The organism is Lewinella cohaerens DSM 23179, assembly GCF_000379805.1.
In the GTDB taxonomy this organism is placed as follows: Bacteria; Bacteroidota; Bacteroidia; order Chitinophagales; family Saprospiraceae; genus Lewinella; species Lewinella cohaerens.
Genome location: NZ_KB903619.1, coordinates 207,528 through 227,668, shown reverse-complemented (window position 1 = coordinate 227,668; position 20,141 = coordinate 207,528). Strand labels below are relative to the sequence as shown.

Here is a 20,141-nt window from a genome sequence, read left to right as displayed (position 1 = left end):
TGTCTGCTCTTTCTGCTCCTTAGGGTCGGGTTTCAAACCCGACCCTAAGGAGCAGAACCGCTGCCCATCCTTCGGCCTGCTCTCCCGATGGAAAATCGGGATCCGCCGAGCTTCGGCCCCTGGCCTACGCACTAGGTTGCGCGGGCTTTAGTCCGCATTTAAAAGACACAACCATGCGGACTGAAGCCCGCGCAACCTAAAAAACTCAGGCCTTAAGCCCGTTCCTATTCGCCCAAAGCTACTGTAGTCAGGATCACATAATGGCAAGTATACCACTAGCCACCCCAAAATGTGTCCCGCTGGAGGGACCGATCCGCAGGATGGAAGAACGTTCGTAAACCCAATATTAAATATTTAGGAGGATGTATCTTTTTTAATTTTAAATTAGGAATACAATAAAATAACACTTAGCTTTAAAAAGCAATAGCAATCTCAACCTAAAAACTATAACTTATGCGGAACGCTACCTCTCTACCTCTCTAGTTTTTTTCTCATTTTAATTTTATCCTTCAATATTTCCGCCCAGGAATACAATGACATCTGGCTGCGCGATTGGGTCAACAACCAAGGCATCAGTAATACGCTGGCTGGGCGCAATCTCAGTATCACCGCGGGCGATCACGTTTACGAAGCGGTACACCAGCTCAACGACGACGGGCAGCACGATCTGGTCTTGTCCAAGTCCACCCTCAAGGGAGTGCAGGTGTGGATCGATACCTTTAATCTGGCGGCGACTACGGCAAATATCCTGCTGGGTGATATGATCCTGGACGGCAACGACGATATTCTAATCACCGGTGCAGTGTACAATGGCAGCAACAATTATGATGCCCTTACGCTGAAATACACCAGTGCGGGCAGCTTATCCTGGTACGAACTGTACGATGGCACTGCTTCCTTTTACGACGGCGGGCTGCGGATTGCCGTAGATGCTAACGACAATGTCTTCGTGACGGGCGGCACCAGTAGTACTATTAGCAATATGGACCTACTGGTACTTGCTTACCAAAGCAACGGTACACTGAGTTGGTCAGTTACGCACGATGGTTATGGTGCTTTTGATGCCGGAAGCTACGTGGCTGCTATTTCCACGAGTACCGTGCATATCGTAGCCCTCAGTGAATCTACGGTGAGTGAAAAGTGGCACGTGCTGGATCGTAAATACAACTCCACCAATGGCAGCTTAATCGCTGGTGCGAGTAGTGACGAAGTAACGCTGGCAGAAGTAGGAGACGTGACCCTCGATGCCAACGACAACATTTACATTACGGGCTGGAAGCCGACCACGACCCAGGGTCGGGATATAGTGGTCGTGAAATTGGACGACGGTGCGACTATCCAGTGGGAGAAAACCTTTAATGGTACCGCAGACGCAGACGATCAGGCCAATGCCATTGCTGTAGCTACCAACGGCGACGTGATCGTAGGTGGCTTCATAACCACCAGTAGTAGCGACCGCGATGGTCTCCTCCTTAAATACAACAGCAGCGGCACCCTCCAATGGCAGCAAACCATCAGCGGAGCGGCTAGCGGCGAAGACGAGATCACCGATGTACTCCTAGCTACAGGCAGTAGCGAAATCTACCTCTGTGGCCAAATCCACGAAGTAGCCGACGAAGATTACCTGTTACAGCGCCGCAGTTCCAGTACTGGTAGCCTGCTTCACGAACTCACCTTTGCAGGCTGGGTGGGTGGAAACGACCGGGCCGAAACCCTGCTGGAAGACGAAGATGGCGGCATCATCATGAGCGGCAAGACCGCTGCCGGAGCCAACGGCCAATTCCCTACGGCGGTACGTTTTGCCAAGAAAGATTACTTCTTGCCACCTAATAGCGAAACGTCAAACGCCGCCTTACCTTACATCCACCAGTACGACCAACTGACCAAAACCAACGGCACCGTCGCCGAAGACATCAAGTACTACGCAGGCAACCATTATCTGGAAAACGCTCAGTTGAGCATAGTACAGGCTCGGATAGATACCGTTCCCACTACGCCAGACACCCTCTGCCGGGTAGACGTAACTTTCAGCGATGATAAAAGCCAGCGGGTATTCGCACTCGATAAGCGCAGCAGCTACCACAACTACTACCTGGGCCACATCAACGAAGGCCGCACAAAAGTACCACTGACCGACCAAGTACTACATACCGATGCCTGGACGGGCATCGACCTCCTTCACGGCAGCAACGGAGCCGGGCATACCTATGACATCATCATCGAACCCGGCGTAGACCCCGATGCGATCGTCTTTACCTTCACCGGGCACACTAGTCTGGCGGTAAACGGGAGTGGTGAACTCGAAATCACCACCGCGCTGGGCACCATCGTCTGGCCGGAGCCGACGCTGTCGAGCTATGATGCGGCGGGGACCAGCTATTCCAATACGGATACGCCAGCTTATAGTCTGGTAGGGAGTAATAAGGTAGAGATCACGGGGGTGAATAGTGTGAGTAATCGGTATTTGGTGATTGGGGTGAGAGGGGGTATCCCGACAGCACCGACCGGAGGATCGACTAATTTGGAATGGTGTTCTTTTATAGGAGGAAATAGAGAAGATGTGACTCAGGATATCGGAACCAGAAGTACACCTAATGGTGACGATCTGCTCGTAACTGGATATACCAGAAGTAATAACTTTCCTAACGACAATGGTGCGCAACCATTTCCTGGAGACATGGTAGGCAGTAAAGATGCGTTTTTGACTCGCTTCGATGATGACATCAATTTAGTATGGTCTACCTATCTGGGAGGTACTGCTAACGAAGAAGCATTTACGGTGCTGGTAGAAGAAGAGATAATCACGATTGGAGGTACTGCTCCTACTAGTGGCTTAGCGGCTAATGGCACTAATTTCCCACTATTAGATAATGGAGAATCTTTCTTTGATAATGAAAACCGGTGTTCTAACAATATGGTTACTTGCGCTGATGGCTTTATAGCTCGTTTCCTTTTTGATGGCCAGGCAGATCATATTACTTTCTTAGGGGAAGATGGTTCTTCCGTGGAGAGAATTCGTGATATTGTAAAATATGTTGATGGTGGTTACCTGGTAGTTGGACTTGGGGCGGATGCAACTTTGGTCATTGAGTCTGGTTCCTATTCTACCTCAATCGGCAGGTCATTTATCAACAAGTTTAGCGCAGGTTTTGGGAGTATGATATGGGGAACGCAGTTTCCCGCTGGGGATATTAGGGAGGTCGAAGCAGATCAGAATAATAATATCTTCATTGCCGGCGTATCCCAGCGTAGTGACGCAACGCCCATCGTAGCAGAAAACGTTGATACTTATCCCGGAACGCTGCCTACGAGTGATAATCCAGCTGTTTTTATCGCAAAGTTTAGTCCTTCTCCTCATGATCTTTCTTGGTCGACCTATTTTGGTGGGGATGAAAATTTTGAGCAACTCTATGATTTGAAATTAACTCCTGATAATGAACCAGTTATTGTTGGTTGGACCCGCAGTGATGACTTTCCAGTAACGGACAATGTATCGTCTCCCTTTTTTACCATGTCTACGGCTAACGATAACGGCTTCTATACCGAATTTTCCAATACTGGCGCGTTGCTTTACTCTGGCCTTATGGGAGCGCAGATCAATGATTTAGACATTGAAGATGATGGCGAAACCAGTTTAGCCGTCACTCCTGCTGGCGGCGTAGGGCCTTTACTGGTTACAGGCCCTATGGGCACACTGCAAATCACAACTCCATCCGCAGGTTATATACTCGTGATGGACGAAGACCGCAATCCGAGTTGGGCGACGTATTTGGGAGGAACGCAAGACTTTTTGGAGGAAATAGATGTTACTGAAAATCGTCGTATGTATTTCGGTGGTAGAGTGGCTGATGCCGCATCAAATACTAATTTAGCAGATTTTCCTACTGTCATGTACGCACCTAATGCAGAGAGCTTTTTTGCGAATAGAATCATTAAGGATAATCCCTTCTTATTTTCCATATTTCTGGGCTTCTTTGACTTGGATGTAATTACCGATGTAGAAGAAGTTGGAGTTGTTGCTGAAACAGTTTCTGTTTTCCCTAATCCTACCTCGGCAATAGTTTATATCTCTGCATCTATTCCTATAACGTCTACCGTATCAGTTTTTGACGCCACAGGTCGTTACCTCAGCAAGGTTGCGTTGAGTCCAGTTTCTGGCCAAATGAACACCTACGAAATAAACTTGTCTGCTTATCCAGCGGGTGCCTATTTCTTATCCTGGGAAAGCAACAACCAATTGATTACTAAAAAAATCATATTGACCCGATGAAAAAGTCCCTGATAAACATTTTCTCCATCAGCGTTTTCTTTTTCTGCGGACTCCTATTATCCGCCCAAGACTTCCGTGGTGGTGACATTAGATGTACCTATATAGTGAGTCCCCTTGAGGTGAATATTAATGTTAATCTTTATTTCCATACGGAGGAAGAGCTTGGTTTGGACACTATCGTTATGAGAACGGCAGGGGGAAATTACGTAATGACTGTGGATGAAATAATTCCCGTTAACCGAGGCATAAGTATTTACCGCTATAATCAAGACGTGCTTTACATTTCCCTCGGAGGGCAAAACATCAATGTGTTGCCGACACCACCAGTAGAGGTTGATCATCTGGCACTTATTGAAGATAGTCTTGCCATTCCCCTTTTGACTTACTACAGTAATAGTATATCAAGCATCCCCCCATTCGATACTACTTTTGCTACTTGGGACGATTTTCTTTTTGACTACGCTATCGATGAAGCTGGGGATTTAGTTTTCCAGCTTTCCGGCACCGATCCTGATGGTGACGGTGGTGTTGCTTTTGGCTTTTCTGTTGAACTCCTCTTTTGGCGTGATCAAGGCTGGTACGAATACCCAGCGCCTCTGGAAGATTTGCAGTTAAATACCGAGACAGGAGCTTTTCGTTGGCGTAATCCTCCCGGACCGGGCAAATATCTGCTGGGTTTTGATTTGCATGGTTTGTTTCCAAATAGCACCGTTCTCAATAATATGTTTACCCGCTATTTGGTCATTGAATTAACAGAGGAAGATTTTATTACTGATACCCATACAAATGACCTTGTGACTCCCGAGCTAGTGATCTTTCCCAATCCCGCCACGCACAGCATTCAGGTCACTTACGCATCTTTGAACGGTAATGGAAGCCTTTCGGTCATCAACCTAGAAGGACAAACCATTCATAAAGCAGTACTTCTCGTCAACAGCAGTACCACGGAACTCGACGTCAGCACCTGGCCTGCGGGCATCTATTTCGTGAAATTGGAAAGTTCGAAAGGGAGCGTGGTACGGAAGCTGATAGTAGAGTGATCAACCTATTTTTTCGATGTGCCTAGTGTGTGAGGTCTTATTTACGTATTTTTGATAACAATAAACACCGAATAAGATGGGCCGATTTGATGCGTACAAGAATGCTGGTATAATACTGTTTTTCTTGCTGATGAATTTGAGTATTCTCCATGCCCAAAACGTCTGTGGTGCAGAAATTGAAAAGGAATATTACTTTGCAAACCAACAGAAACTCGTCGTCGAGGTTCAGGTATGTCGGGAAGGGAACTCAGTTGGTACTGTATCTTTTGATTGGGGAGATGGAGAAGTGGAGGACTTTGCTCTGATTGGCTCTTACAATGCAGGTAATGGGTACGTGATTGATTACTATCGTGGAAACCATATCTATGCTGCCGGTACAAATGAATACGTGGAATTGGTATTAAGGGCAGGTGAACTGACAGACGATTTCGTAAACGTAAATACAGAAGAGAATAATGCTTTTGTTCTTAGAGACTCTGTACTTATTTTCAGTGAAGACCTTAGCCCGCTCGTCGGTTATGCTTATAATGAAGGACCGTATATGGAAATTCTGTCGCCAAGTTATTACGAAGCCGAAGGATGGTACGAGAGTTTTATTATGGCTCAGGCTCCTTTTGATATGGATTCACTGAGTTATTCGTTGACGGATTTCCCCGCCGACGGATATTCGTTTCCTGCTAATAACGAAGAGCTTTTTATGTATAGTAATGTCATGTACTGGGATCGTCCACTCTTGCCGGGCAAGTACGCCGTAGCCGTAAAATTAAGAGAGGTGAGGTGGACGACAAATCCTTTCTATAATCAGCAGTGGACGATGTTATCCACTATCACCAAAGCATTCATGATTATTGTTGATTCGGCCAGCCTCGTTACAACAGTGCCAGAAATCGAAATAGATAAGATATTAAGTATCTACCCCAACCCCGCCACCACAACCACCACCCTGAAATACGGCGGTCTAAACGGCCAAATTTACCTAAAAGCTATCAACGCTCATGGCCAATTTATGCTCCAAAAAGAACTAAATGGTACCGCGCAAATACAGCGAGAGATCATTGATGTGAGCACTTGGCCTGCGGGGGTGTACTGGATCGAATTGAGCAATGAAGCGGGGCAGGTGACGAAGAGGTTGGTGGTGGAGTAGCGAAAAAGAGCCTCAACATGAGGTTGATTTTCTTGCGGCGGCAATAGTTAGCATTAGCAAGATTGTAAAAATAATGGTGATGAGGGGCAACTTCCTATTCAAACACAAAGCAAAAAGGTCAAAATGTCAGCTATAATCTTCCGCAGTAAAAAGGAGCGTACCCATCAAGTTGCTAGGCACCTTGGAGGTTCCAAGCAACACCTATCCCTGTTGGAAGGAATCTTGCAGATGCCTTTCAACTCGATTGGGTTCTGACGGATGAACCATAGGTGAGATTAAATTAGGAGTGTGAGCAGTGAAAATTAGCTTCGCAGCTCCTTCGGGGTCGTCTAATCCGTTAAACTCTGAGGAGCTTGCGACGATACCGTAGGTAATCCGTGTTCTATCCTATCCTTATTGGCTTTGCTCATTTTGATGCATTCTTGCGTATTTAGAAAACACACGCTACCTAATCCCTCCATCTTTCCTTACCTTACCCAGCAAATCAATGATTAGAAACAGCACAAAAATAAATTGAGCATTCGTTTTTCAAATAAATGACTAAGCGATTCATTTCAAGCGTGTTAATTATTTGAAAAACTTAGAGAAGGTTCGACTTGTTTTTTGCGCAATATTTATGACTATGCTGAAGTTTTGGAGCACCCTCTTTTTGGCCCTGGCCACTTTTGCCCTCATCGCCCAATCGGGCAGCGCCGACAAATGGGACGTCAATAACCCGCCCGGTGAGTGGGACTGGAAAGACGTCAAATTCACTACCGACGAGGGGACCTGGATGAACCTCGATGTGAGCCCCGACGGCAAGACCATCATCTTTGATATGCTGGGCGATTTGTACAAGATGCCTATTACAGGCGGCACGGCTAAAGCCTTGCGTACCGGCCTCGCCTGGGAAGTACAACCCCGCTTTAGCCCCGATGGCCAGCAAATTCTCTTTACCAGCGATGCTGGTGGCGGAGACAATATCTGGGTAATGAACGCAGATGGTAGCGATGCCCAACAGATTACCAAAGAAGACTTCCGACTCCTCAATAATGCAGCCTGGACGCCCGATGGGCAGTACATTGTGGCTCGTAAGCACTTTACTTCTCAGCGCTCGCTTGGAGCAGGGGAGATGTGGTTCTACCATATTACAGGTGGCAGCGGCATCCAACTTACGGAGCGCAAGAACGATCAGCAGGATGTGAATGAGCCGGTGGTTTCTCCTGATGGGCGCTATGTGTACTTCAGCGAAGACATGTACCCCGGTGGTTACTTTCAGTACAACAAAGATCCTAACAGTCAGATTTACGTGATCAAGCGCTATGATCGGCAGGAAGATAAAGTGGAGACGGTAGTCAGCGGCCCCGGTGGTGCTTGCCGCCCGCAGCTGTCTAATGATGGTAAGAAACTGGCTTTTGTCCGTCGCGTGCGTACCAAAACGGTCTTGATGGTGCACTACCTGGAAACGGGTGAAACCTTCCCCCTTTACGACGAACTAAGCAAAGACCAGCAGGAAGCCTGGGCCGTTTTTGGCACCTATCCCGGCTTTGATTGGACGCCCGACGATCAGCAGATCATCATCTGGGCGGGTGGTAAAATTCAGCAGGTACCTTCCGACCCGCAAGCCAAGGCACTGCCTCGTACGATACCTTTTACAGTAGAAGTCAATACCCAGGTAGCGGCTACCCGTACGCAGCAAAACCAAGTGCATGACGATAAGTTTGAGGTGAATGTGATTCGCCACCTCGTCACTTCTCCCGACGAGAAAACAGTTGTTTTTAGCGCCGCTGGCTACCTCTGGAGCATGTCGCTGACGGATAAAAAAGCGACCCGCATGACCAAAGCCACCGACTTTGAATTCGAACCTGCTTTTTCTGCGGATGGCAAACAGATCGCCTACGTAAGCTGGAACGACGAGAAAATGGGCCAACTGCATCTGCGTAACCTAGCTACTGGAAGCGACAAGGTGCTTACACCCCAGCCAGGTATCTATCGGACGCCAGCGTTTTCTCCAGACGGAAGCACGATCGTTTTTCGCAAGGATGACGGCAACGGCCACCAAGGCTACACCCATTGTACAGAACCAGGCCTTTACACAATCGCCACTACTGGCGGCGAGCCTACCATCGTCACTCCGCGTGGCGAGTATCCTGTCTACAGCGCCGATGGTGAGCGGATATTTTTCCAAACCGGCGGTTTTCTCTTTGGTAGTTTGACCAAGAGTTTCAACAGTATCAAAACCAATGGTACCGACGAAAAGAAGCACTTTGATGGCAAATACGCCCAGCGCTTTAGCATCAGTCCAGACAATCAGTGGATTGCCTGGTCGGAGCTGTTCAAAGTATACGTTGCACCGTTCCCTAAAACGGGCAAAACCGTTGGGATCAGCGCCAGCACCAAGGCGGTTCCAGTAGCACAAGTCGCACGCGATGCGGGGATCAACATCCATTGGTCAGCCGATAGCGAGCGTTTATTCTGGACTTTAGGTAACGAATACTTCTCGGACGAACTGACGGAACGTTTCTCTTTCCTGGAAGGCGCAGCGGATAGCTTGCCGCCGATGGATAGCACCGGGATGAAACTGCCGTTGGAGCTGAACTCAGACAAGCCCAGTGGGGTAGTGGTCTTGGCCAATGCGCGCCTTATCACCATGGAGGGTGATCGGGTGATTGAACATGGTAACCTGGTGATCGAAGGCAACAAGATCGTCAGCATGGGCGAAGCGGGTAAAGTACGTATTCCTAGAGATGCCAAAGTGATCGACTGTACGGGCAAAACCATTATGCCGGGTATGGTGGATGTACATGGCCACTTGGGGGATTTCCGCTATGGACTCAGTCCGCAAAAAAGCTGGTACTATTATGCCAACCTCGCTTACGGTGTCACGACTGCCCATGATCCCAGCTCCAACTCGGAGATGATTTTTAGCCACAGCGAAATGATCAAAGCCGGGCACATGGTAGGACCTCGTCTTTACAGTACAGGTACGATTATCTACGGCGCTGATGGTGACTTCAAGGCCGTGATCAATAGCCTGGAGGATGCTCGTTCTGCCTTGCGTCGGACGAAAGCCTACGGTGCTTTCAGTGTCAAGAGTTACAACCAGCCTCGCCGCGAGCAACGCCAAATGGTGATGAAAGCGGCCAGCGAGCTAGGACTTTTAGTTGTTCCAGAAGGAGGTTCGTTCTTTTACCACAATATGAGCATGTTGGCAGATGGCCATACCGGCGTAGAACACAACATCCCAGTAGCGCCACTCTTTAAAGATGTGACCAGCTTTTGGTCAGAAACGGATGCGCACAATACGCCTACCTTGATCGTCAACTACGGTGGCGTGAACGGTGAATACTATTGGTACCAAAATACTAACGTGTGGGAAAAAGACCGCCTATTGAGTTTTACCCCTCGTCCTGTCATTGACAGCAGAGCCCGTCATCGTACGATGGTTCCAGACGAAGAATACCAGAATGGCCACATCCTCACCAGCCAATCGCTGAAGAAACTGACCGACGCTGGTGTAAACATCAACCTTGGCGCACACGGACAGCTACAAGGCCTTGGTGCCCATTGGGAACTTTGGATGCTGCAGCAAGGCGGCATGACCAACCACGAAGCCCTGGCTTGTGCTACCATCAATGGCGCGCGTTACCTGGGCATGGATCAGGAAATTGGCAGCTTGAAAGTGGGCAAACTCGCTGACCTCATCGTTATTGACGGAAACCCATTAGAAAACATCCAGGAATCTGAAAACGTAGAAATGACCATGGTGAATGGCCGCCTCTACGATTCCGCCACGATGAACGAAATTGGGAATTACGATGTCCTTCGCAGCCAGTTCTATTTTGAACTTCCCGGCAGCGGCAACGCTTGGCCACTGATGACGGAAACGGGTACATTTATGCCTACGCAGTGTGCTTGTCAGCGGTGATTTTATTGAACCATAGAAGGGATTATAAGGGCATTTAATTAGCTATAAAAAAGGCACTTATATTTTCTTATAATCCCTCGTATGGTTTAAGTTAACATCGCTAAGAGGAAGGAATAGCCGTAGGGTGTGTTTCTTCCTCTTTGCTTGTTAGGGTAAAATGGTCAAAGTGAAAGAGGGAATAGTAGATGATATAATTGCTTAAACCCCAAAAGATAAGTGGAGTCATTAATTTAATATGCCCAAGTAGCATAGCAATAAAGAGGCAAATGGCCTCAATTAGAAGAATATAATAAACAGCTCGGTTATTGCTCTTGTACCATAAAAGCAAGAGAATACTTACGATTCCCATAGCAACGATAATTGTTTTTTGCGACCCAATACCCGACCGAATGTTGAGACTTGTAACAATTGTATAGAGGATAATGATGATCAACATAAAGGTCAGTATACCCGCATTCTTGTTTTGAGTAAACTGCATTTTAAGTGCACTAAAAGTGGTTGAAACATCTTCCTTTATCATTTGCTCATTGCCATAATCTACAGATTTGCTGGCCGGCATGGTCACTGCTACCAACCAAGCTATCACATGAACAAAAGGCAGGTTTAGAAAAAGGTAACACCAGGAAGGATACTTGGCCCTGGATACAAAATAGCTAACCAAAAAATTACGGTAGATAACAGAGACAGCATACAATGCTGCTAGAATGGCCGTTAACAACACCAATGGCCCGAGAGCAAAATCTAAATTTGCTACCTTTTGCAACTGCCGTGTAGCCCCAAAAATTAAAACGAAAAGCGTTAGTCGCGTTACCCAATGAACCAGAGAAAAAGTGAGCACACTCATCGGCGATGCTTCAGGAATACTGACTTGCTTGAAATCAAGGAAACGAGTACTCTTTATTTTGTTGATTAAGAACCAAACAATAAGTAAGAAAGCAGGGAGCTGCAAATTAGAAAGTAACAGGGCAAATATGTTTAGCCTCCGAGTAGAATTGGTGCCCGAAGAAATGCTGAGCGACAAAAAGTTTTTTGCTCCAAAAAGGCGGTAGAATTTTTCGACAAATTCACTATAGTCAAAAGTGGGCATATTAAACCCAAGCAAGACCAAAAAGGCTATTAGTAAAAAGGAAACGGCTTTTCTTCTTTCTTTGAAATGAAAGAACGCAAAAACACTCACTGCTATCAATAAGCCTACGGCGTTAAACCAGTAAGCGCTCAAAGAATTCTCATAGGAACTGTTGGGGTCTGTGAAAGTACTATAGTAGAGATATCCAGCCACCAAAGATTGAATACCCCATGCGATAAAACTCCCTTGCCTTTCGCCAGTAAGCTGGCCAATTCCCCACCACAAACAAATGGGTATAGCCGTATAATAAATAGTATTCAAGAAAAGAGGCCCGTAATTGAGCGTTTCCGAACCGTAACGAGGTGTACCATTACTCCAAAAAAGAATTAAATAAAAAAGGCTCAATCCCACAGAGATGGCGCATAAGCGATAAAAGACGCGTTCAAATTTTTCAGTGATCAACATAAGGTAAAAACTAAGGATTTTACAGAAAGAGGTTTAATAGGTTTTACAAGATAGTAATATCTGACAGACTAGGAATGCAGATTTTGTAGGTAAACCCGCTCTAAACAATAATCTACAAATCCCTAAATTTATTACCTTGTGAAGGTTCAGTTACTTTGCGTTACACTAAGGATAAAACTTACCAACCTATGCGTCATATTTACCTTTTTTTCTTGTTCTTAGGCATCACTACCTTGCTCACCGCCCAGGTTGACCCCGCTCCTGACCGCACTTCTGGAGAAGGAGATGGGCCTCATAACCAACTAATCATCAGAGGCGTTACCCTCATCAATGGCAACGGTGCTCCTCCGCGCGGGCCGATTGATATTGTGGTGGAAAATGACCGAATCGTCAAAATTCAGGTAGTGGGTAACCCGAATGTGCCGATTAATGCCGATAGACGTCCGGAGTTGAAGGAAGGGGGCTACGAACTCGATGCCGAGGGCATGTACCTGATGCCGGGTTTTGTGGATATGCACGGGCATATCGGTGGCCGGGCACAAGGTGCTGATGCAGAGTATGTTTTTAAATTATGGCTAGGCCACGGTATTACGACTATTCGCGACCCATCATGCGGAAACGGACTAGACTGGGTGTTGGATCATAAAGTACGCAGTGATCGCAATGAGATTGCCGCGCCTCGTATTGAAGCGTATACGGTCTTTGGTCAGGGAAATTATGATCAAATCAACACACCAGAAGGTGCTCGCGCTTGGGTACGCGAGAACGCTGCCAAAGGAGCCGACGGTATCAAATTTTTTGGAGCCAACCCCGATATTATGGGTGCAGCATTGGCCGAGAACAAGAAATTGGGCTTGCGTTCGGCTTGTCATCACGCTCAGATGGATGTTGGTCGCTGGAATGTCGTCAATAGCGCTGAGGCAGGATTGACCTCGATGGAACATTGGTACGGGCTCCCCGAAGCCCTTTTTACGGATCGTACGGTACAGAACTACCCTGTAGACTACAATTACCAAAACGAGCAGGATCGCTTTCAGGAAGCTGGCCGCCTTTGGAAACAAGCTGCAGCACCATTTAGCGATCATTGGAATAAAGTCATGGATGACCTGATCGCACTGGACTTTACCATTGATCCGACCTTCAATATTTACGAAGCCAACCGTGACCTCATGAGGGCTCGCCGCGCCGAATGGCATGAAGAATATACCTTGCCCAGCTTGTGGCAGTTTTACCAGCCTAGCCGAATTAGTCATGGTTCTTACTGGCATGCCTGGGGCACCGAACAAGAGGTTGCATGGCGGGAGAACTACCGTCTATGGATGACTTTTGTTAATGAATACAAAAACCGGGGAGGGAGAGTAACCACGGGCTCTGATTCCGGGTTTATTTTCCAATTGTACGGTTTTGCCTACATTCGCGAGTTGGAACTACTTCGCGAAGCTGGTTTCCATCCGCTGGAGGTCATTCGGTCAGCTACCCTCAACGGAGCGGAAGCACTAGGAATGGAGCAGGAAATAGGAACGGTAGAAGTGGGTAAGAAAGCCGACTTTGTTATCGTAAACGAAAATCCACTAGCTGACTTTAAAGTTCTGTACGGCACAGGTGCGATACGCCTTGATGATAACAATGAAGTCATCCGTACCGAAGGGGTGAAATATACCGTTAAAGACGGTGTCGTTTACGATGCACAGCAGCTTTTAGAAGACGTGAAAGCAATGGTGCAGGATGCAAAATCTTCCGAAGGTGTAGAAATTCGTCAGCCAGGTGTTAATGAAAAATAAATAAAAACAATCATAATTACCATGCAATATTTGAAGTACTTTTTTAGCCTTTTGTTGGCTGTTACATTGATGACAAGCTGTAAACCCGACGCTCCTGGCGATAACGGTGCAACGGTAGATGCTGCCCCCGGTGAAGCAACCGAGCAGGGAAGTTTTGCTACCCCTGTGCTCCCGAATGCCAATAGCCCTAAAGTTCAGCTTTTGCTACGCTCTCCTTACTGGGTAGCAGAGCACTGGGTAAATCACGAAGACAATACCCAGAATCTCCCCANCAAGGGTCGCTGGTGGGCGCTTAATGCCGATGGGACTTTCACAACCGGGCAATGGCAGGAAACCTATTCCAATGGCAGCTGGGTGATCTATAATGATGGTCCTAAGGAGCTTATTCATTTCGATGCAGCGAATAACGCGCTGGATATGGAGTTCGAGATGCAGGCCGTTTCCCAGTTACAAGATTATATGTCCTGGTCTGGTACAAGAACCTATGACATGAGTCGAATTGCAGTCAAGGCAGTCAGCTTATTGAGTATGCCTACCAAGCTGCAATTCAACGTTGCAGAGTAGTGACAGGTCACTAGTTCTGGTCAAAAATATTCCCTATGATTTAGCAGGTTTCGTGGATGTTGTCCCGCGAAACCTGCTATAGTTTTAAGTAAAAAATGATGATTCACCCAAAAATGGTTTTAGCCAATATTAAGCGTCCCGCACTTTGTGGCCTACTGGGCTTCTTGTTCACCCTGCCTTTGATTGCCCAGCATGGTATCTACAATGATGACCCGATGCAAAAAATGCCTTTAGGCACAGAGGAGAGTGAGTATCATTACCGCGAAGCCACTGGAGAATCCTTCTCCAATACGCGTATTGAGCCCCCAAATTGGTGGACAGGAATGGCCGAACGCCAACTGGAAATCCTGATCTATGACCACAACGCAAGCAGCCTGGAACCCTTCATAGATTATCCGGGAGTAACCTTGTTGGAAACGACCAGATTGGAGAATCCCAACTACATATTCCTTTTACTGGATATAGCTCCTGAGACCAAGGCTGGTAGCTTTTTCATTGAACTAAAGTATCCAGACGGCAGAGAAAATAAAGCTTATCCTTACGAATTAAAAGCCCGCGACGAGACCCCTAAAGCACAAGGTATTACAGCAGCTGACTTTATCTATCTGATCATGCCGGATCGATTTGCCAATGGCGATAAAGGCAACGACAAAGGGCGAAATATGCTCCAGAAAGGAACCAACCGCGATAAAGTGTTTTTCCGGCACGGTGGAGACCTCATTGGCATCATGGAACACCTCGATTATATCGAAGAATTAGGGGCAACGGCACTTTGGCTCAACCCCGTTCTTGAAAACGACCAACCTTATGAAAGCTACCACGGTTATGCCGTAACAGATCATTACGAAATTGACCCTCGTTTAGGTACCAACCAACAATACCGCCAGCTGGTGCAATTGGCTCACGCACGCGGACAAAAGGTGATCATGGATGTCATCTTCAACCATACCGGGGACCAGCATTGGTTTATTAGAGACTTGCCTGCTACCGACTGGATTCATCAATGGGAAGATGGTTACCAAGATATTTGCTATCGGGCACCTGTACATCTCGATCCTTACGCAGCAGAAAGCGACTTCACTCAAGTTACCGAAAGCTGGTTTGATAAACACATGCCAGACCTTAATCAGCAACATCCACAATTGGCCAACTATCTCATTCAGAACAGCATCTGGTGGACGGAATACAGCGGCCAAGATGGTTTTCGTATTGATACATATGCTTATTGTGACCAAGATTTCATGAGTGAATGGAATCGTCGGATGCTACAGGAATACCCTGAATTGGGAATATTTGCAGAAACATGGGTGCATGGCACCGGTATTCAGTCCTGGTTTGCTGAAGGTGTACGGGCGAATGATCATAACAGTCATCTGCCGGGAGTTACAGATTTTCAGCTGTATTATGCACTCCAAGAGGCCCTCACCGAAGCCCAGGGATGGACGAGTGGTGTTGCTAAAGTTTACTATACTTTAGCACAGGATTATCTTTACGAAGACGCTTACCGCAATGTCCTGTTTTTAGACAACCATGACTTGGGGCGTATTTACGGCGAACTAGGAGAGGATTTAGATAAATTCAAATCTGCTGTAAGTTTGTTGCTAACGCTAAGAGGTATTCCGATGCTTTATTATGGCACCGAAATTTTGATGACTGGCAGCGGTGGTGCCTTTGGAGAAGGTGGCCGACGAGATTTCCCCGGTGGTTTCCCCCGAGACAAGGAAAACAAATTCAAAGAAAGGGACAGAACTACCGAAGAGCAGGAGGCGTTCAATGTTATCAAGGCACTAGCGAATTACCGCAAAGAAAACCCTGTGTTACAAACTGGTCAACTTACACAGTACATTCCAGAAGATGGCGTGTATGTTTTCTTTCGTTACAATGAGGAAAAAACTGTGATGATCGCCTATAATTCCAATCCTGCGGAAACGACACTCGCAACCGACCGCTTTGCGCAACGGATAGCAGGAGCAACGGCAGGAACAAACGTCGTTACGGGGCAGAAAGTCGAGAATGTGGCTAGTATTTTACTAGGAGCCTACGAGGTGGTAGTACTCGAGTTAGAGTAGTTATTTGTGATGTCAAAACTTGAGGATCATGAAAAGCATTCTGACACTAATGATTTCTATTGGTATTTCCTGCTGCTTTGGATGCCACTCTAAAGAACCTGATACAAATACAACACGTACTTTAGAGCAAGAAAAGAGTACTTCAATTCTTGGTTTGGCAGACTCCAACTTACTTGGAGTAAGGGAGCTAAGATACATTTCTATTATTCATGATTCAATCAATAAACAGGAGAGAGGCAAGGTGGAAAAACTGATTCTCGATTCTGTGCTTATCCATGACTATTTCTCTGAAGATGTTGGAACTTATCCGGATTCAACTTATGAAGATAAATTACTTAGTGTTCATCGTATAGATGACGCCTTGTTTCTAGTTCTTATAGAATATCGAAGTCTTTTTGGACCATTTGGCCTATGTGGGCAAGTCGTATTTATTGACATCAATAGTTATATTGTTGTCAACAAGACAATGATTGAGGGCGGGAAGTACCATGCCCCCGAAATAACATGGAGTGATGTTGACAAAGATGGCCAAAAGGAGATTGTCAGTCGCTTAGTATACCCAACTTCATCTGTTCCTGTTATTGAGATTTTTGAAACTATCTTTGAAGTTCAAGAAGATACGTTTGAATTGATTGAAGCCCTAAGTACGACCATCGAAACGATAAATTGCGTCGATAATACCAAGAATACGCCATTAATTCAACGAAGTTATTATTTTGAAAATTCTCTAAGGATAAAAACAACAGAGCGATATTATTCATTCAACTGTGGTGAGAATTGGAAGAATTTTGATAGTTCAAAAACACTAATTGGTGAAAAAGTCTTCTTCTCAACACGACAAAGTGAAAGTGGTGTTTTTAATTGAAGACCTAAAAACTCGGATAAATTGCTCAACTGAAAAACTAGAATTTATAATGAATAAAATACTCCAACTATTACTCCTCGCCACCCTATGCTCTTCTTGCATAGACGAGCAAGCTATCAGCTCCATTTCTCCTGTCAATTGGGAGACGAGAAAAGCAGGCGCTGTAATTCTTGATTCACTAGAACATGGTATGACTTACCTCTCTGTGTATTCCCAAATTTATAGCCAAACGGAGCATACTACCCACAATTTGACTGCTACGGTAAGCATGAGGAATACGAGCCTAAAGGATACTGTTTATCTTAGCCAGGCCGCTTATTATGATACCCAGGGCACATTTCTTCGGAGTTATTTTGACGGAACCATCTTCATTGCTCCCATGGAAACCGTAGAAATTGTCATCGACGAAATCGACAAGGACGGAGGTACCGGGGCTAACTTCATCTTCGACTGGCATATCCGTTACAAGGCACATGAACCCATCTTTGAAGCCGTAATGATCTCTACCTCCGGGCAGCAAGGTTTATCCTTCTCCACGCAGGGGAAAAGGGTAGAGTGATAACCGATAACGTGGGTGAATTTATTGCTTAATAATCCTTTTAGAAACGATAGCCCCATCTTCTATATCTCTTAATTGTAGGATATAAACTCCCTTGGGTAATATCGAAATGGGAAGATTGAAAGCAGGTGTATTCCCAGTGTAAGTTATAAGTGCTTCTCCCATTAGATTGAATAAAATAAGTTCGTAAGTCTCAGTGGTCGTTTGAATGGTAACTTGTTCATTTGCTGGATTAGGAAAAACTGCTATTACAGGAATGCTGGTTTTTCCTTCATCAAGGGCTGAGGGCAGTTCACAAAATACCCTACTTGCGCCTTCTACGGTATTAAAGTCTAATAAGGCATTCCAGCAATAGGTAGTTATTTCCTCAAACTGTTCCCGAACAACATTGGACACCGTTTCTGGCGGTATGAAGCTACTAGGAGCTTCTTCTCCGTAGATAGCCATATAGGTGATCAATCCTGCCAAAAAATACAAGGTAGGCCTACCGTGTGGAGCGTCGTCTTCATAAAGTTCTGTAGGAGATAGCTGCCCTGCAAGAAATTCTGTCAAAAGACCACTGATAATTGGTCCAACAGGAATCATTCTCACTTTTTCCTCGGGCAATGATTGCAGGAGTAAATCCTGGTATTCAATCCACCAGTCATGGAAACTTGCCTGTGTTGAAAGATGATATTGTGCTAGCTCATTTTCAGAAGGAGGAAAACCATTACCAAGAAAAGGTGCCATGTCGGGCCAGTTTTCATAAATGTAGAAAACGACTCCTTCTTCCTGTAGGTTTATCCAGTTTACAATAGCTTCCGTAGCAGAGACAGGGCTTACGCCAGGATCTGTCGGATATTCTGCATCTGGTGCTTGCCATTGCATGAAGTTACCAGCCGTAATTAATACGGTCGAAATATCAGCAGCAGAAAAGGGTTCGGTATCTGATTCCCAAACCGGTGGTACAAGATCATATCCCCATTGAGAAATAGGAGGCAAATTGGCATGCTGGGGTAAAAAGCCATATTGTCCACCAGCAGCATACGACTTACCTCCTGCTTCGGCAAGAAGGTAAATCCAGTGTGGTACAGTTGTCTCATTGCTTGGTGTAGGGATAGCGGGAGGCCGATGATCAATTAGACTATGCCCAAAAATAAACATGCGAATATCTTCTGTTTGAGCAATTAACAAACCCGCATTTAACCCCACCAACAAAAAAAGAAACCATTTTTTCATAACATGTCTTTAAGTACAGAACCGCAAAGAAATAAAATTCTTTGCGGTTCTGTAATCATATTAGTAGATCAATCTTTATTGCTTGCGCGTCACTTTCATATCTCCGCCCAATGCAATGATATCTGAACGTTGTTGGAACTCTTTATCAGCGGACCGCGAGTGGTCGTCCTTGTAAGCATCCCAACTTTCGTAGCCATGCTCAAGGGCAATCATTTCCTGAAGGACGGACCAAAAAAGACGAGGATTATCATAACTTTTGGTTTCTCCTTTGCGGAATGACATGGCTTCTTCACGACCTTCTGACACCTCGGCCTCAGTGATGGTCGCAGGGGCATTTACACTGCTAGGCAGACCATATTTTTTTCTAACCTCTGGTCGGTCAGCATAGTCGTTATAAGCTTCGGCCAAATTCTTGTTTCGAGCTTCTTCATTCGCACCCAAAGCAGAGGCCTCTCCAGCATAATCTGCTTGTTCAATTTTTCTTTCTACGTGACGGCTATACATGGCTTTATCGTAAGCAGCAAGACCTTGACGATCAAAGATATTTGCTATTTGAACACCATCGAAACCAGCAAGACTTAGCCCCTTAAACCATTCTTCACTGTTAGCGATGTATTTCATGTGTGACTTAGCTTCTCCGCTGGCATTGTCCCTTACTTCTGCCAGGTAAGCAGCAACGTCGGCTGCACTCATACTGAGATCGCCTTGCCCTTGCTGAAGAAAATAGACACCTGTAGCAAGGATTACTCCTGGCGACATGGTTTCTTTTTCAGCCTCTAAAAAGGTTTGCGCAGCACTCATTTCTATCCAGCTGTTGATATCGCTGCTCCGAATCATGTTTCGGCTATTACGATCGCTGACTGGGTTTACGTCTGGGTTAGCAACGGTTCGGATGTTGCTGCTACGTGGAGCTTCCCGAAGCGTAGGGAGTGCTGCACGATCTGAAGAGCTTCTTCTGATAGCGCTGCTTTCTCCCCTGAGGTCTTCGCGTGCCTTATTCAAGTTAAGGGTCGCATATTCCTGGGTTGGCCCAAGTTCATCTTCTGTGAAACCCTGGGTCGTCTGTGTTGCCAGAAAGGAGGATAAATCAGATTTTGAAATAAAGCCAACACAAAGTACAATGGCCGCAAAAGCGCCAAAGTATTTAAAAATTTGTAGAATGAAATTCATAATTACACGATTTTTGGTATGTT

11 protein-coding genes are annotated in these 20,141 nt (G+C 46.0%); 8 read left to right on the top strand and 3 right to left on the bottom strand.

Annotation, left to right across the window (positions count from 1 at the left end; all coding sequences use genetic code 11):
• The first annotated feature begins 673 nt into the window (after window positions 1-673).
• The 4 genes from A3EU_RS0128825 (at window position 674) to A3EU_RS0128805 (ending at window position 10,361) form a co-directional block, all read left to right on the top strand.
• Window positions 674-4,270 (top strand): T9SS type A sorting domain-containing protein, encoded by a 3,597-nt coding sequence (locus A3EU_RS0128825; protein ID WP_020539665.1) that lies wholly within the window; start codon window positions 674-676, stop codon window positions 4,268-4,270.
• The gene (locus A3EU_RS0128820; protein WP_020539664.1) at window positions 4,267-5,310 is read left to right on the top strand and encodes a T9SS type A sorting domain-containing protein; all 1,044 of its coding nucleotides are present in this window, start codon (window positions 4,267-4,269) and stop codon (window positions 5,308-5,310) included. The genes A3EU_RS0128825 and A3EU_RS0128820 overlap by 4 nt, the downstream gene beginning before the upstream one ends.
• 76 nt (window positions 5,311-5,386) lie before the next feature.
• Window positions 5,387-6,454, top strand: coding sequence for a T9SS type A sorting domain-containing protein (locus A3EU_RS0128815; RefSeq protein WP_020539663.1), 1,068 nt, complete (start codon window positions 5,387-5,389; stop codon window positions 6,452-6,454).
• A gap of 622 nt (window positions 6,455-7,076) precedes the next feature.
• A complete protein-coding gene (locus A3EU_RS0128805) occupies window positions 7,077-10,361 on the top strand; it encodes an amidohydrolase family protein (RefSeq protein ID WP_020539661.1) in 3,285 nt (1,094 codons plus the stop codon).
• A gap of 100 nt (window positions 10,362-10,461) precedes the next feature.
• Here the strand turns inward: A3EU_RS0128805 and A3EU_RS0128800 are convergent, their stop codons facing one another.
• Window positions 10,462-11,892 carry a hypothetical protein gene (locus tag A3EU_RS0128800; RefSeq protein ID WP_020539660.1) on the bottom strand — a complete coding sequence of 477 codons (1,431 nt, stop codon included), beginning with the start codon at window positions 11,890-11,892 and terminating at the stop codon, window positions 10,462-10,464.
• Window positions 11,893-12,080: 188 nt separating this feature from the next.
• Between A3EU_RS0128800 and A3EU_RS0128795 the strand changes: the two genes are divergently transcribed.
• The 4 genes from A3EU_RS0128795 (at window position 12,081) to A3EU_RS0128775 (ending at window position 17,730) form a co-directional block, all read left to right on the top strand.
• Entirely contained in the window at window positions 12,081-13,673 is a 1,593-nt protein-coding gene (locus A3EU_RS0128795; protein ID WP_020539659.1) for an amidohydrolase family protein, read from the top strand.
• A 659-nt stretch (window positions 13,674-14,332) separates the two neighbouring features.
• On the top strand, window positions 14,333-16,306 hold the full coding sequence (locus A3EU_RS0128785) for a glycoside hydrolase family 13 protein (protein ID WP_020539657.1): 1,974 nt from the start codon (window positions 14,333-14,335) through the stop codon (window positions 16,304-16,306).
• Between the two features lie 28 nt (window positions 16,307-16,334).
• Window positions 16,335-17,171: a hypothetical protein gene (locus A3EU_RS0128780; protein ID WP_020539656.1), complete on the top strand. Its 837-nt coding sequence runs from the start codon at window positions 16,335-16,337 to the stop codon at window positions 17,169-17,171.
• Between the two features lie 49 nt (window positions 17,172-17,220).
• Window positions 17,221-17,730 (top strand): DUF3124 domain-containing protein, encoded by a 510-nt coding sequence (locus A3EU_RS0128775; RefSeq protein WP_020539655.1) that lies wholly within the window; start codon window positions 17,221-17,223, stop codon window positions 17,728-17,730.
• Window positions 17,731-17,751: 21 nt separating this feature from the next.
• Here A3EU_RS0128775 and A3EU_RS0128770 read toward each other — a convergent pair whose 3' ends face one another.
• Entirely contained in the window at window positions 17,752-18,948 is a 1,197-nt protein-coding gene (locus A3EU_RS0128770) for a T9SS type A sorting domain-containing protein (protein ID WP_020539654.1), read from the bottom strand.
• A gap of 75 nt (window positions 18,949-19,023) precedes the next feature.
• Window positions 19,024-20,118: a hypothetical protein gene (locus A3EU_RS0128765; RefSeq protein WP_020539653.1), complete on the bottom strand. Its 1,095-nt coding sequence runs from the start codon at window positions 20,116-20,118 to the stop codon at window positions 19,024-19,026.
• Window positions 20,119-20,141 lie beyond the last annotated feature (23 nt).

Excerpts from the sequence above, each read along its gene's own strand:
- A3EU_RS0128820 (WP_020539664.1), top strand. The coding sequence starts at position 4,267 with ATGAAAAAGTCCCTGATAAACATTTTCTCCATCAGCGTTTTCTTTTTC.
- A3EU_RS0128815 (WP_020539663.1), top strand. The coding sequence starts at position 5,387 with ATGGGCCGATTTGATGCGTACAAGAATGCTGGTATAATACTGTTTTTC.
- A3EU_RS0128805 (WP_020539661.1), top strand. The coding sequence starts at position 7,077 with ATGCTGAAGTTTTGGAGCACCCTCTTTTTGGCCCTGGCCACTTTTGCC.
- A3EU_RS0128800 (WP_020539660.1), bottom strand. The coding sequence starts at position 11,892 with ATGTTGATCACTGAAAAATTTGAACGCGTCTTTTATCGCTTATGCGCC.
- A3EU_RS0128795 (WP_020539659.1), top strand. The coding sequence starts at position 12,081 with ATGCGTCATATTTACCTTTTTTTCTTGTTCTTAGGCATCACTACCTTG.
- A3EU_RS0128785 (WP_020539657.1), top strand. The coding sequence starts at position 14,333 with ATGATGATTCACCCAAAAATGGTTTTAGCCAATATTAAGCGTCCCGCA.
- A3EU_RS0128780 (WP_020539656.1), top strand. The coding sequence starts at position 16,335 with ATGAAAAGCATTCTGACACTAATGATTTCTATTGGTATTTCCTGCTGC.
- A3EU_RS0128775 (WP_020539655.1), top strand. The coding sequence starts at position 17,221 with ATGAATAAAATACTCCAACTATTACTCCTCGCCACCCTATGCTCTTCT.
- A3EU_RS0128770 (WP_020539654.1), bottom strand. The coding sequence starts at position 18,948 with ATGAAAAAATGGTTTCTTTTTTTGTTGGTGGGGTTAAATGCGGGTTTG.
- A3EU_RS0128765 (WP_020539653.1), bottom strand. The coding sequence starts at position 20,118 with ATGAATTTCATTCTACAAATTTTTAAATACTTTGGCGCTTTTGCGGCC.